The sequence below is a fragment of the Sphingobium sp. ZW T5_29 genome (assembly GCF_044987515.1).
Taxonomy (GTDB): domain Bacteria; phylum Pseudomonadota; class Alphaproteobacteria; order Sphingomonadales; family Sphingomonadaceae; genus Sphingobium.
This window is the reverse complement of sequence record NZ_JBJDRM010000006.1, coordinates 25533-38992: the sequence shown is the minus strand read 5'-3', so window position 1 is coordinate 38992 and position 13460 is coordinate 25533. Positions and strand designations below refer to the sequence as shown.

The 13460-nt window shown below is 61.5% G+C and carries 18 protein-coding genes; 14 read left to right on the top strand and 4 right to left on the bottom strand.

What is annotated here, in order from left to right:
• Position 1: 1 nt before the first annotated feature.
• The 9 genes from ACI3KQ_RS06510 (at position 2) to ACI3KQ_RS06470 (ending at position 6865) form a co-directional block, all read left to right on the top strand.
• The gene (locus ACI3KQ_RS06510; protein ID WP_404955927.1) at positions 2-703 is read left to right on the top strand and encodes an ABC transporter ATP-binding protein; all 702 of its coding nucleotides are present in this window, start codon (positions 2-4) and stop codon (positions 701-703) included.
• A 49-nt stretch (positions 704-752) separates the two neighbouring features.
• Positions 753-1958, top strand: a complete 1206-nt coding sequence (locus ACI3KQ_RS06505) for an ABC transporter permease (RefSeq protein ID WP_404955925.1) — start codon at positions 753-755, stop codon at positions 1956-1958.
• A gap of 118 nt (positions 1959-2076) precedes the next feature.
• A complete protein-coding gene (locus ACI3KQ_RS06500; protein ID WP_404955923.1) occupies positions 2077-2454 on the top strand; it encodes an RcnB family protein in 378 nt (125 codons plus the stop codon).
• A gap of 260 nt (positions 2455-2714) precedes the next feature.
• Positions 2715-3152 carry a 30S ribosomal protein S6 gene (gene rpsF / locus ACI3KQ_RS06495; protein WP_404955921.1) on the top strand — a complete coding sequence of 146 codons (438 nt, stop codon included), beginning with the start codon at positions 2715-2717 and terminating at the stop codon, positions 3150-3152.
• A gap of 13 nt (positions 3153-3165) precedes the next feature.
• Positions 3166-3390, top strand: a complete 225-nt coding sequence (gene rpsR, locus ACI3KQ_RS06490) for a 30S ribosomal protein S18 (RefSeq protein ID WP_167303342.1) — start codon at positions 3166-3168, stop codon at positions 3388-3390.
• Positions 3391-3403: 13 nt separating this feature from the next.
• On the top strand, positions 3404-4000 hold the full coding sequence (gene rplI, locus ACI3KQ_RS06485) for a 50S ribosomal protein L9 (RefSeq protein WP_404955919.1): 597 nt from the start codon (positions 3404-3406) through the stop codon (positions 3998-4000).
• A gap of 344 nt (positions 4001-4344) precedes the next feature.
• The gene (locus tag ACI3KQ_RS06480) at positions 4345-4755 is read left to right on the top strand and encodes a hypothetical protein (RefSeq protein ID WP_404955918.1); all 411 of its coding nucleotides are present in this window, start codon (positions 4345-4347) and stop codon (positions 4753-4755) included.
• A gap of 183 nt (positions 4756-4938) precedes the next feature.
• Positions 4939-5805, top strand: coding sequence for a prolipoprotein diacylglyceryl transferase (gene lgt, locus ACI3KQ_RS06475; RefSeq protein ID WP_404955916.1), 867 nt, complete (start codon positions 4939-4941; stop codon positions 5803-5805).
• Positions 5806-5809: 4 nt separating this feature from the next.
• Positions 5810-6865, top strand: coding sequence for a class I SAM-dependent methyltransferase (locus ACI3KQ_RS06470; RefSeq protein ID WP_404955914.1), 1056 nt, complete (start codon positions 5810-5812; stop codon positions 6863-6865).
• Between the two features lie 28 nt (positions 6866-6893).
• On the opposite strand, the gene gmk is transcribed toward ACI3KQ_RS06470, so the two are convergent.
• Positions 6894-7559, bottom strand: coding sequence for a guanylate kinase (gene gmk, locus ACI3KQ_RS06465; protein WP_404955912.1), 666 nt, complete (start codon positions 7557-7559; stop codon positions 6894-6896).
• A gap of 55 nt (positions 7560-7614) precedes the next feature.
• On the opposite strand from gmk, the gene ACI3KQ_RS06460 reads away from it, so the two are divergent.
• On the top strand, positions 7615-8187 hold the full coding sequence (locus ACI3KQ_RS06460) for a DUF2585 domain-containing protein (RefSeq protein WP_404955911.1): 573 nt from the start codon (positions 7615-7617) through the stop codon (positions 8185-8187).
• Here ACI3KQ_RS06460 and ACI3KQ_RS06455 read toward each other — a convergent pair.
• The 3 genes from ACI3KQ_RS06455 to ACI3KQ_RS06445 all read right to left on the bottom strand — a co-directional run bounded on the left by ACI3KQ_RS06455 (position 8184) and on the right by ACI3KQ_RS06445 (position 10500).
• Entirely contained in the window at positions 8184-8531 is a 348-nt protein-coding gene (locus tag ACI3KQ_RS06455; RefSeq protein WP_404955909.1) for a hypothetical protein, read from the bottom strand. The two genes, ACI3KQ_RS06460 and ACI3KQ_RS06455, sit on opposite strands and share 4 nt — an antisense overlap.
• A gap of 40 nt (positions 8532-8571) precedes the next feature.
• Positions 8572-9957, bottom strand: a complete 1386-nt coding sequence (gene fumC, locus ACI3KQ_RS06450; protein ID WP_404955908.1) for a class II fumarate hydratase — start codon at positions 9955-9957, stop codon at positions 8572-8574.
• A 66-nt stretch (positions 9958-10023) separates the two neighbouring features.
• Positions 10024-10500, bottom strand: coding sequence for an SspB family protein (locus ACI3KQ_RS06445; RefSeq protein WP_404955906.1), 477 nt, complete (start codon positions 10498-10500; stop codon positions 10024-10026).
• 85 nt (positions 10501-10585) lie between these two features.
• Between ACI3KQ_RS06445 and hisB the strand changes: the two genes are divergently transcribed.
• The 4 genes from hisB (at position 10586) to hisF (ending at position 13448) form a co-directional block, all read left to right on the top strand.
• Positions 10586-11173, top strand: a complete 588-nt coding sequence (hisB, locus tag ACI3KQ_RS06440; protein WP_167303351.1) for an imidazoleglycerol-phosphate dehydratase HisB — start codon at positions 10586-10588, stop codon at positions 11171-11173.
• Entirely contained in the window at positions 11170-11787 is a 618-nt protein-coding gene (hisH, locus tag ACI3KQ_RS06435) for an imidazole glycerol phosphate synthase subunit HisH (RefSeq protein ID WP_404955904.1), read from the top strand. Before hisB ends, hisH begins: the two co-directional genes overlap by 4 nt.
• A 145-nt stretch (positions 11788-11932) precedes the next feature.
• Entirely contained in the window at positions 11933-12670 is a 738-nt protein-coding gene (gene hisA / locus ACI3KQ_RS06430; RefSeq protein WP_404955902.1) for a 1-(5-phosphoribosyl)-5-[(5-phosphoribosylamino)methylideneamino]imidazole-4-carboxamide isomerase, read from the top strand.
• Between the two features lie 13 nt (positions 12671-12683).
• Positions 12684-13448 carry an imidazole glycerol phosphate synthase subunit HisF gene (gene hisF, locus ACI3KQ_RS06425; protein WP_404955900.1) on the top strand — a complete coding sequence of 255 codons (765 nt, stop codon included), beginning with the start codon at positions 12684-12686 and terminating at the stop codon, positions 13446-13448.
• Positions 13449-13460 lie beyond the last annotated feature (12 nt).

Here is a 13460-nt window from a genome sequence, read left to right as displayed (position 1 = left end):
GGTGGCCGCCGACCCCATCATATCCCTGCGCGGCGTGACGAAGGTCTATGGTTCTGGCCCCACCGCTTTTCAGGCGCTCAAAGGGATCGACCTTGACATCCGCGAAGGCGATTTCGTCGCCGTCATGGGGCCATCGGGTTCGGGCAAATCGACCACGATGAACATCCTGGGATGCCTGGACGTGCCATCGGACGGGGAATTTTTGTTCAAGGGTCGCCATGTCGAAACGCTGGACCGCGACCAGCGCGCCCTGCTGCGCCGCCGTTATCTCGGCTTCGTATTCCAGGGTTTTAATCTGCTGTCCCGCACCACCGCGCTTGAAAATGTGGAACTGCCCCTGCTGTATCGTGGTGAAGACCGGAAGGCCCGCTATGAAGCGGGCATGGCGGCGCTCGACAAGGTCGGGCTGAAGGACTGGTGGGACCACACGCCTGCGGAACTGTCCGGCGGCCAGCAGCAACGCGTCGCCATCGCCCGCGCCCTCGTGACGCAGCCCGCCGTGTTGCTGGCCGACGAACCGACCGGCAATCTCGATTCGGAACGATCGCTGGAAATCATGGAATTGCTGACCAGCCTGAACCGCGACGTTGGCATCACGGTCATCATGGTCACGCACGAACCCGACATGGCCGCCTATGCGCGCACGCTTATCCATTTCAAGGATGGGCATGTGGAGCGGATTGAAGAAGGTGTGAGCGCATGAACATCTTTCCGCTCCACTCCGCGTCCCGCACCTTTTGCGAGGTATCAGGATGCTAGGCACTACCGTCATCCTCGCCTTCCGCGCGATCAACCGGCATAAGCTGCGCAGCTTTCTGACGACGCTGGGCATCATCATCGGCGTGGCGGCGGTCGTCACAATGGTGACGCTGGGCAATGGCGCGACCGCCGCCGTGCGGGAACAGATCAGCTCGCTTGGCGCAAATGTCCTTCAGCTTCGGCCCGGACAGGGCTTTGGCCGTGGCGGCGGCGGTCCCCGCCCACCTGACTTCAAGCCCGCCGACCTCACGGCCATCGAAAATCAGCTGACCGGCGTGCGCGCCGTCGCACCCCTGGTCCAGTCCAGCGGCACCGCCATCTACGAAGGCAGCAACTGGTCCACCACCGTCTACGGCACCACCGCATCCTATTTCGAAGTGCAAAGCTGGAAATCGGACACGGGTCGGCTCTTTATGCCGGAGGAGGAGGAGGCCGGAAAGCCCGTCTGCATCATCGGCAATACGGTGCGCACCAATCTTTTCCAAGGCAGCGACCCGGTCGGCAAGCGGCTGCGTATAAAAGGCGTATCCTGCCAGGTGATCGGCGCGCTGGCGACGCGCGGCCAGGGCGGCTTTGGCGATCAGGACGATGTCGTCGTCATGCCGATCAAGTTCGTCCAGCGCCGCTTCACCGGCGACCGCGACATCAGCCAGATATTGGTCGCGGTCGACGATGCCTATGACACCTCCACCGTCCAGGCCAGCCTGGAGGAATTGATGCGCGACCGGCGCAAGGTGAAGCCGGGGGCAGAGGATAATTTCAACGTCTTCGACACCAAACAGATCAGCGACACGCTCACCGGCACCACCACCATCCTGACCCAGATCGTCGCGGCGGTGGCGGCCATTTCCCTGCTGGTCGGCGGGATAGGTATCATGAACATCATGCTGGTTTCGGTGACGGAACGGACGCGCGAAATCGGCATCCGCCTTGCCATCGGGGCGGTAGCGCGCGAAGTGCTGATGCAATTCCTGGTCGAAGCGATCGTGCTGTCCTGTCTCGGCGGCCTTATCGGGCTGCTCCTCGCGCTCGCAGCGTCGGTGGTCATCGCGCCATTGATGCAGGTGCCCTTCATCTTCGACGTTCGCGTCAACGTCATCGCCTTTCTCTTCTCGGCGGCGATTGGCGTGGTTTTCGGCTATTTCCCGGCGCGCCGGGCGGCGGCGCTCAATCCCATCGACGCCCTTCGCCATGAATGACGGTTACACTTCAAGACAATAGCGGCGTCATCCGGCACATTCTCGCGACAACTTCCTCCTAAATCTGTCTTCAACGCCGCAACACAGGCGCACAGGACCAAGACAAGGAGCAAGTGAGATGATCAAGAAACTGCTGATGAGCCTGGCCGCCACCACCATGGTCGCCAGCCCCCTGCTGGCCACCCAGGCCCAGGCCGCCCCCCATCGCGAAGTCACCCGCGTGGTGAAGCACGGTCCGCACGGTCGCGCATCCTACAAGCAAAAGACGGTCTACAAGCAGCAGTCGGTGCGCAAGAACGACAATCGCCGCTGGGCCAAGGGCCAGCGCTTCGATCGCCGCGACGCGCGCAACTATCGCGTCGTGAACAATTATCGCGACTATCGCCTGAACGCACCGCCGCGCGGATATCAGTGGGTCCGGTCAGGCAATGACGCTGTGCTGATCGCTATCACCAGCGGCATCATCGGCGCCATCATCGGCAACGTCATTCGCTAACGCCACCCCTTGCCAGCGGGCGGCGGACGCCTCCGGGGTTCTCCTCCCCCGGAGGCGTTCTTATTGGGCCAAGGCATTTTGCGGACAGTTGAACAAAGCCCAACTCCTCCTTGCCAACTTGCCGCGTTTCCGCCATAGGCGCCGCTTCGCACGGGCCGGGGTGACTCGAAACGATGTGATAGAATGCTTGAGACGACAGCCGGAGGGGCGTTGCGCATGGGGCGCGCGTCAGCGATCGGCCAACAGATGAGGCAATACCCATGGCTCTTTACGAGCATGTGTTCCTTGCGCGCCAGGATCTGGCACAGGCGCAGGTGGACGCACTGGCGGAAACCGCCACCAAGATCGTCGAAGATATGCAGGGCAAAGTGACCAAGGTCGAAACCTGGGGCCTGCGTTCGCTCGCGTACAAGATCGCGAAGAACCGCAAGGCGCACTATGTCATGCTGAACATCGACGCCCCCGCCGGCGTTGTTGCCGAGCTGGAACGCCAGACTCAGATCAACGAAGACATCATCCGCTACATGACCATCAAGGTCGATGAGCTGGAAGCTGGCCCGTCGGTCATGATGCGCAAGCAGGAGCGTTCCGAACGTGGTGATCGCGGCCCGCGTGGCGACCGTGGTCCCCGTGAAGGTGGTTCGCGCGAAGATCGTGGCCCGCGCCGCGATCGCGAAGAAGCCCCCGCTGGCGAATAAGGAGATCTGAAACATGGCACGCCCGTTTTTCCGCCGCCGCAAAAGCTGCCCCTTCGCCGCAAAGGATGCGCCGAAGATCGATTTCAAGGACGTTCGTCTGCTGCAGGGCTTCGTGTCCGAACGCGGCAAGATCGTCCCCAGCCGCATCACTGCGGTGTCCGCCAAGAAGCAGCGTGAGCTGGCCCAGGCCATCAAGCGCGCCCGTCACCTGGGCCTGCTGCCCTACATCGTGAAGTGAGGGAGTAAGACTCATGGAAATCATTCTCCTCGAACGGATCGAGAAGCTGGGCGCCATCGGTGACATCGTCACCGTGAAGGACGGTTACGCACGTAACTTCCTGCTGCCCAACAAGAAGGCGCTGCGCTCCAACAACGCCAACAAGAGGGTCTTCGAAGCCAACCGCGCGAAGATCGAAGCCGACAACGCCGCTCGTCGCTCGGACGCCGAACAGGCTGCCGAAGGCGTCAACGGCAAGCAGATCGTCCTGATCCGCCAGTCGTCGAATGCCGGCCATCTGTACGGCTCGGTCGCCGTCCGTGACGTTGTGGAAGCGCTGCACGCCGATGGCGTGACCAACGTGTCCAAGGCGATGGTCGTGCTGGAACGCCCGATCAAGACACTGGGCGTGTTCGACGTCAAGGTCGCGCTTCACCCGGAAGTTGCCGTCACCATCACGGTGAACGTCGCACGCTCGCCGGAAGAAGCCGAACTGCAGGCGCAGGGCGTGAACGTGATGGCTGACCTGTTCGAAAAGGACGAGGCTGGCTTCACCGAAGACTATGACCCGAACGCGGAACCCGGCGAAATCGCCGTGGAAGCTGAAGAAGCCCCGGCTGAAGAAGCCTGATCTTTCTTTTCGCGATCAAACAGAAAAGCCGCCCCTCACCGGGCGGCTTTTTTGTTATCCGCCTGCTTCGTGCATGGCTGGAAAGAAAAATCACAGATGGTTCCAGTCATCCCTCAAAAACCATGGCTATATCAGGACTTTCTGGACGAAACATTTGAGGCATATCGACGTTCTGTTCGCGATCTTAAGCTTTTTCGAAGTGATGGTTGATATGCTGACTTTGGAAATGCGACGAATAATGCGAACAGGGCGTAGATCGACCAGCGTCAACGGTCGTGCCCTGAGGTGACATGAACATAAGCTCTGCATCCAAGTCAGAGCGAGAACAGGCAGAGGCGAAAATCGTGTACACAATCGAATTTGATGAAAAATCGCGTGTGCTGACCCAGCGGAGTGGCGGCTTCTGGGATGTAGAGGAAGTTGCGCGCTATGAGCGCGAGCTGACGGCCGTTCTGACCCGGCTGAAGGCAGACGGAAGGCCTTTCACCATATTGCAAGACAGTCGCGGCCAACCAACCCAATCAGCCGAAGTCATGCGCGCCTTTGCGGAAATGTCCGATGCGCCGATCATGCAACCAGTGGGTCGCGTAGCCGTCCTGGTCTCCCAGATGCTCAACAAGCTTCAAGCCGAGCGCGTGATGCCCAATCCTTTGATCAAGGTGTTCCGCGATGAAGCCGACGCGAGACAGTGGCTCGCGGGAGAGGACGAAACCAACGAAAGAAGCGCTCTCTCATCCGCATCATCCCAGTCCTGAGCCGTAATTCCTCTCCCCGACCATTATGCCCATTAAGATGCGAGAGCAAAAACGATAATGAAGTAGCGCTTTTCAGGCGCTTTAGGGTGCGGTCCCTCACCCGCGATTCCATGGCTTTGCCCCTTTCCTCCAGCCCCCAACCTGATCTATGGCAGGGTAATATTTGCCACGGGGTACGCCGACTTGATCCTAGACATTGCCGCCGCAGCTTCCACCGCCATCCATTTCGACCAGTTGGGGCTTAGCCCCGTCGCGCTCGACCTCGGCTTTTTCACGCTGAAGTGGTACAGCCTGGCTTATCTGGCGGGCATTCTCGTCGGCTACTGGTATCTCCTGAAATTGGTGGCACAGCCCGGATCGCCAATGGCGCGGCGACATGCCGACGACATGATCTTCTATGCGACGCTGGGCATTATCATCGGCGGGCGGCTGGCTTATGTCCTCTTTTATCAGCCGGATATCCTTCGCAATCCGCTCGACATCTTAAAATTGTGGAACGGTGGCATGTCATTCCATGGTGGCGTCATTGGCGTGTCGCTTGCCGTGCTCTACATGGCGCGCAAGGAAAAGCTGAGCTGGCTGCGCATCCATGATTATGTGGCCTGCTGCGTTCCCTTCGGGCTGTTCTTCGGTCGCCTCGCCAATTTCGTGAATGGCGAATTGTGGGGCAAGGAAACCGACGTCGCCTGGGGGATCATCTTCCCGACCGGCGGCCCCTTCCCCCGCCATCCAAGCCAGCTTTACGAAGCCGTCCTCGAAGGCCTGCTGCTGTTCCTGATCCTGGCATTCGCCTTCTGGAAAACGCGTGCGCGTTATAAGCCCGGCCTGCTCGTGGGCATTTTCCTGCTCGGCTACGGCGTCTTCCGCTTCGTCGTCGAATTTTATCGTGAGGCTGACGCCCAGCTCATGGAGTTCGCCGCCCGCACCGGCCTTCACATGGGCCAGTGGCTGTGTGTCCCGATGATCCTGGGTGGCCTCTATCTGATCATCACGGCGAAAGGCCGTCGCGTTCGCGTGGAACCCATTGCGGGCACCGCGAGTGTCAGCTGACGCGATGAAACTCGCCGATCGGCTCGCGCGGCAGATCGACTCCGGCGGGCCAATCTCGATCGCGCATTATATGGCGGAAGCCAATCAGCATTATTATGGCACTCGCGATCCGCTCGGCGTCGCGGGCGACTTCACGACCGCCCCCGAAATCAGCCAGATGTTCGGGGAGCTTGTGGGTCTTTGCCTAGCCGACATCTGGATGCGTTCGGGCAGCCGTCCCAACGCTATCTATGCTGAACTGGGTCCGGGACGCGGCACGCTCGCGTCCGACGCGCTGCGCGCCATGGCCAGTGTAGACTTCACTCCCGAAGTCCGCTTCGTGGAAACCAGCCCTACCCTGCGCGAGCGCCAGCGCATCCTCGTCCCGAATGTCAGACATTGTGACGATGTCGCGGGCCTGCCCAGCGATGCCCCTTTGCTGGTCGTCGCCAATGAATTTTTCGACGCCCTCCCCGTGCGCCAGATCGTGCGGGCGGGCGATGATTGGCGGGAACGCGTGGTGATCCACTCAACCACAGATGACGCCACTCATTTCCTGCCGATGCCGGGCTATCGCCGGGTGGAATCGGGCATTCCATTGATGGCTGCCGACGCGCCCGAAGGCTCCATCTTCGAACTGCCGATGGCGGGAGCGGCAATTGCCCTGGAACTCGCGTCCCGGATCGCGCGGCAAGGGGGGGCGGCGATCATCATCGACTATGGCTATGAAGGCCCCGCGATTGGCGACACATTGCAGGCCGTGCGTGGCCACGGCTTCGTCGATCCCTTTGTCGATCCGGGTGAAAGCGACCTTACCACCCATGTCGATTTCACGATGATCGGCAACATGGCGCGACAGGCGGGCTTGCGCGTGCTCGGTCCCGTCAGCCAAGGCAGCTTTTTACGTCTGCTGGGAATCGACGGGCGCGCGGATCAGTTGGCCCGCACCGCACCCCAACGCGCTGCGGAGGTGGAGGCCGCCCGTCACCGGCTGACAGCAGATGACGCCATGGGAACATTGTTCAAGGTCATGGCCTTCGTCCACCCGGATTGGGTGGACCCTGCCGGGTTCGACGTTTGACGCAGAGCGCCCGGTTCGACCTGTCCCGTCAATCTTCCTGGTGGTAGCGGCTGAGCTTGCGGATAAACCCGATCAGGCCGGTCTGCCGACTGCGCTTCATGCGTTCGGCGTGCAGGATGGTCTGGACCCGCTGGAAACAGTCATCCGCGTCGACGTTGCACAGCACATAGTCATATCCGTCCCAGTGCGCGATCTCATTAGCGGCGCGGGACATCCGGCCTTCGATGACTTCCTCACTGTCAGTCGCACGCCCGCGAAGGCGCCGTTCCAATTCCTGCATTGATGGGGGGAGGATGAACACGCGCACAACATCGCCACCGGCGATCTGGTGCAGCTGCTGCGCGCCCTGCCAATCGATGTCGAACAGGACGTCGCGCCCGCTCTTCAGCATCTCTTCGACCGGCGCGCGGGGCGTGCCATAGCGCTGCCCGAACACATGCGCCCATTCCAGAAACTCATGGTCGTTCGTCATCCGCCGGAATTCTTCCAGGTCGACGAAATGATAATCCCGTCCCTCAACCTCCCCCGGTCGCATCGGACGCGTGGTGGCGGAAACGGACATGGCCAAGTCAGGCTCAGCGGCAAGCAATTTGCGCGCGATCGTGGACTTGCCCGCGCCAGACGGCGACGAAAGTACGAAGAGCACGCCGCGCCGCTTGAAATCGGGCGCTTCGGTGGGGATGCTGTCGGCCATGGCCGCTAGTGACGCCGCGAGCGCGATTTGGCAAGAGGCGGAAAAGGGGAAGACATTGTCCAGAAGCAAACAGGCCCGCAACCGGCGTGGATTTCTGATCGCCGCAGTCATCGCAATTGTCGCAGGCGTGCTGCTCTATCTGATGGCGCGCCCGCTCATTTGCACCTGCGGCCGGGTCGAATTGTGGCACGGGGCGCTCGACAGCGGCAACAGCCAGCACATTGCCGACTGGTACAGCCTCAGCCACGTCATTCACGGCTTCCTGTTCTACGCCGCTGCCTGTCTATTGATGCGCCGCCAGCCGATGGGGCCGCGCCTGGCATTGGCCGTAGCCATCGAATCGGTGTGGGAGATCCTGGAAAATTCGCCGATCATCATCGACCGTTACCGCACCGCTACCATCGCCCTGGGCTATAGGGGCGACACCATCCTCAATTCCATGAGCGACATAGGCATGATGACGATCGGATTTCTGTTTGCCGCGCGCGCACCAACTGCCGTAACCGTGCTGGCCACCATGGTGATGGAACTGGCGGCTCTCTACGTCATTCGTGACAATCTGACGCTCAACATCTTGATGCTTGGCTGGCCAATAGAAGCGATAAAGACCTGGCAATCAGCGCTTTAGGCCTTGCCCTGCCGTTCCTTGACCGGCGCTTCAATGAGGACCGGTTCACCGCTCATGTCCGGCAAGGCGCGCACCGACCGCTTGCGATCCACCTCACGCTTCGCCTCATAGGCCTTGCCTGCGAGATAGGCGCCGGTCACGAACAGGGCACCCAGTGGATGACGCATGATCACGCGCTTGGCTCCAACGCCTGCAACGATACCCACCACGCCTTTCTTGCCGGTGGCGGCCGCAACGCGAGCGGCGACCACAGTCGCTCCCAACCGGGCCACCTTTCGCAAAAGACCCGCCTTGCGCGGCGGACGGACGGTGACAAGCGGCTGAGCGGTGGAGATTTTCTTCATACAGCGTCAATGTATCGAACCTTGCGGGGTTCCGCCATGGTCACACCATATTTTCCGGTCGCACCAGCCGGTCAAAACTTTGTTCGTCGATAAGGCCCAGAGCCAGGCCCGCCTGCTTCAGCGTCAGCCCGTTGGTATGAGCATGTTTGGCGATCTTTGCGGCGTTGTCATAACCGATCTCCGGCGCGAGGGCGGTGACCAGCATAAGGGACCGATCGACCAGTTCGGCGATACGCGCTTCGTTCGGCGTCACCCCTTCGACACATCGTTGGGCGAAACTGTCCATTCCAACGCTTAACAAATGGATGGAACGCAGCACCGCCGCCCCGATCATCGGCTTGAATACGTTTAGTTCAAGATGGCCCTGCAGCCCTCCCACCGTCACGGCCTGATGATTGCCGATGACCTGCGCGGCGACCATGGTCAGCATCTCGCACTGGGTTGGATTGACCTTTCCCGGCATGATCGAACTGCCCGGTTCATTGGCGGGCAGATCCAATTCACCCAGGCCCGATCGCGGGCCGCTGCCCAAAAGCCTGATGTCATTCGCGATCTTCGTAAGCGCAACCGCCAGCGTCGCGAGCGTGGCGGATAAATGCACCAGCGGATCGTTGGACGCGAGCGCTTCGAACTTGTTGTCGGCTGTTCGGAACGGCAGTCCGGTTATCGCCGCAATTTCGCGAGCGACATCCACGTCAAATGCATCAGGTGCGTTCAGCCCGGTGCCCACCGCCGTCCCGCCCTGGGCCAGCGCCATCATGCCGTGGAGTACGGCCGGTTCAATCCGGTTGCGGCATCGGTAAAGCTGGTAGGCATAGCCCGAAAATTCCTGCCCCAACGTCATGGGCGTGGCGTCCTGCAGGTGCGTGCGGCCAATCTTCACAATGCCCGCCCAAGCCTTCGCCTTGTCGTCCAGCGATTGGTGAAGCCGGTCCAGCGCCGGAAATAACGCGCCCGTGACCGCCCGCGCCGCCGCTATGTGGAGCGCCGTCGGAAAACTGTCGTTAGACGACTGGCTCATGTTCACATGGTCGTTGGGATGGACCGGAACCTTGCCGCCGCGCTTTCCTGTCATCGCCTCATTGGCGATACCGGCGATCACTTCATTGACGTTCATGTTCGACTGAGTGCCGCTGCCCGTTTGCCAGATAACCAGCGGGAACTGGTCGTCATGCTGGCCCTGAACAATGGCCTGCGCCGCCGTCTCAATTGCATCGGCAGTAGCCGGGTCCAACCCATGCAGCCGGTTGACGCGGGCGGCAGCTTGCTTAACGATGGCCAATGCATGGATGACGCCGACAGGCATGCGCTCATCAGGCCCGAACGGGAAATTCTCGATACTGCGCTGTGTCTGGGCGCCCCAATAGGCGCTGGCTAGCACGTCGATCGGGCCGATGCTGTCGGTTTCGATGCGAATGTCGTTCAAGGCGCGCTCCCCTGTTTCAGCCGGGATGCTGCCAATCTGGGGAGCGGGTTGCCGCTCCGCCAGCCTTTATTTCTTCTTGCCGAAATCAACCGTGACGACATTGGACCCGTCCTCGGCCGTGACCTGAGGCATGTCGTTCTCCGCTTCCTCATGGGGTTCGGGCATTTCGTCCGCCTGCGCCTGGAACTGAAGCGCGAAGTTGACCGCCGGATCGACGAAAGCGGTGATCGCGGCAAAGGGAATATATAGATGCGACGCGATCTGGTTGAAGGTCAGGCTAACACCGAAAGCATCGTCCCCGACTTTCAGGTCCCAGAATTTATTCTGTAGCACGATCGTCATTTCATCGGGAAAACGTTCAGCCAGATGCTTGGGGATGTCGACCCCCACGGCTTGCGTCTTGAAAGTGATGTAAAAATGATGACTGCCCGGCAGGCCGCCGGACCGTTCAACCTCGCCCAGGACGCGGCCAACCACGGCCCGCAGCGCCTCTTGGACGATTTCATCATAGGGAATCAGGCTGTCAGGCAGGTCTTCGCTCATGGGGCAATGTCCTAACGGCGCGGCGCGGCGGGTCAAGTGCGCGGGGCACATTGCATAGCACGCCCACTTGGGTATAGGGCGCAGCATGCGCACGGCCGAAATTCACCGCAACACTGCGGAAACGCAGATTGACGTAACTGTCAACCTGGATGGCACGGGCATTTATGCCGTGTCCACCGGGATAGGCTTTCTCGACCATATGATCGAGCAGCTGTCACGGCACTCCCTTATCGACATGGATGTGAAGACGTTGGGTGACCTGCATGTCGACCAGCATCACACGACGGAAGACACAGCGATCGCGATTGGCGAGGCAGTGGCCAAGGCGTTGGGCGACAAGCGCGGCATTTCCCGCTATGGGACCGCCTACGCGCCGATGGATGAAACGCTAACACGCGTCTCACTCGACATTTCGGGCCGACCCTGGCTGGTGTTCAAGGCGCCCTTCACGGTCCAGCGACTCGGTGAATGGGATACCGAGATGATCGAACACTGGTTCCACAGCTTCGCGCAGGCAGCGGGCGTAACGTTGCACGTCGAAAATCTGTACGGCAGCAATAATCACCATATCGTCGAAAGCTGCTTCAAGGGGCTTGCCCGCGCATTGCGACAGGCGGTGGAAATCGACCCGCGCAAGGCGGACGCCATTCCCTCTACCAAGGGGATGCTGTGAGCGCGCTCGCCCTGATCGATTACGGCGCAGGCAACCTTCATTCGGTCTATAACGCCCTGCGAAAGGCCGGTGCGGACGATCTGGTCATCACCGCCGACCCCGATGTCGTGGCCAAGGCGGATCGCATCGTTTTGCCAGGCGTCGGCGCATTTCGTGCTTGCCGCGATGCGCTGGTCGCGGTCCCCGGCATGGTCGATGCGATGAACGACGCGGTTCATCAGCGCGCCGCGCCATTCCTGGGCGTGTGCGTGGGCATGCAGCTGCTGGCCGATGCAGGCGAAGAGTTCGGGCGGCATGAAGGGCTGGGCTGGATTCCCGGCACCGTGCGGTTGATCGAACCGACCGATCCGGCGGTCAAGGTGCCGCATATGGGCTGGAACGACGTGATCCTTCAAGGAATGCCCCCCCTATTGGTCGGCGGCGAAGCCTATTTCCTGCACAGCTACCATTTCGAAGCAGCTGATCCTGCGCACGTCGCGGCGATCACGGTGCATGGCGGCCCACTGGTTGCCGCAGTCGCCCGCGATACGATCATCGGTTGTCAGTTCCACCCGGAAAAGAGCCAGAGCTACGGCCTGTCATTCCTGTCCCGGTTCCTGGAGTGGCGTCCATGACCCTCGACGGAGCGAATGAAATGCCGCGCTCCTCCCAAGGAAGGGGCTTGGGGTCCACTTTCCCCAGCGACGCTTTAGTATCAGCGCCCGATCCGCGCACCCGCCATCGCAGGCGCGCGTTCGGCACAATCAATCGGTAGAATCCATGTCTCTGATCGTTTTCCCCGCCATTGATCTAAAGGCCGGACAGGTCGTGCGCCTCGCCGAAGGCGACATGGACCGCGCCACCGTCTATGGCGATGATCCCGCGGCGCAGGCACGGCTCTTTGCCGACGCGGGCGCGCAACATCTGCATGTCGTCGACCTCGACGGCAGCTTTGCTGGCCGCGCCATCAACGCCGATGCCGTAGAGAACATTGTCCAGGCATTTCCCGGCCATGTTCAACTGGGCGGCGGCATCCGCAATCGCGAAGCGGTGGAACGCTGGTTCGACCTGGGCGTGTCGCGCATCGTCATCGGCACCGCCGCGTTGAAGGACCCCGAATTCGTGAAGGCTGCAGCCCGCGACTTTCCCGGCGGCATCGTCGTGGCCGTCGATGCGCGCGACGGCTTCGTCGCGACGGACGGCTGGGCGGAAAAGTCCGACATGCCGGTTGCTGACCTTGCCCGCCGCTTTGAAGATGCGGGCGTTGCGAGCCTGCTTTTCACCGACGTCGGTCGCGACGGCCTGCTGAAGGGATGCAATATCGATGCGACGCTCGACCTCGCCCGCGCCACCGATATTCCCGTCATCGCCAGCGGCGGGGTGGCGGGCATCGCCGACATTCGCGTGCTCAGCCTGCACACGGAAGCCGGGATTGAAGGCGTGATCACGGGCCGTGCTCTTTATGACGGGCGGCTGGACTTGAAGGCGGCGCTGGCCATTGCGAGGGCGGCAGCGTGATGGGCTTTATGCCATGACCGTCCGCACGCGCGTCATTCCATGCCTGGACGTCGCAAATGGTCGCGTCGTCAAAGGCGTCAACTTTGTCGACCTGCGGGATGCAGGCGACCCTGTCGAACAAGCGCGCGTCTACGACGCCGCCGGGGCCGACGAGCTATGCTTCCTCGACATTACGGCCACGCATGAAGCGCGCGGGACCATATTGGATGTCGTTCGTCGCACGGCGGAAGTCTGCTTCATGCCCGTGACCGTGGGCGGCGGCGTCCGCAGCCCGGACGACGCGCGGGCCCTGCTGCTCGCAGGAGCGGACAAGGTCGCGGTAAACAGCGCCGCCGTCACTCGACCAGAAGTGGTCGCCGACATCGCCGACCGTTTTGGCAGCCAGTGCGTCGTAGGATCGGTAGATGCCCGGCGTGTGGATAGTGGCCGCTGGGAAATCTTCACCCATGGTGGCCGTAAGCCGACAGGCATCGACGCGGTTGAACATGCCATCCGCCTGGCAAAACTGGGCGCGGGCGAACTGCTGGTCACGTCGATGGACAGCGACGGCACGAAGGCGGGCTATGACCTCGCCCTCACCCGCACCATCGCCGATGCCGTGTCGATCCCCGTCATTGCCAGCGGCGGTGTGGGCACGCTTCAGCACCTGGTCGAAGGCGTGATCGAAGGCCATGCCAGCGCGGTCCTTGCCGCCTCGATCTTCCATTTCGGCCAGCATACGGTAGCGGAAGCGCATCAGGCGCTGGCAGCTGCCGGTGTTCAGGTCCGCAAGGGCTGACATCAACTTTTA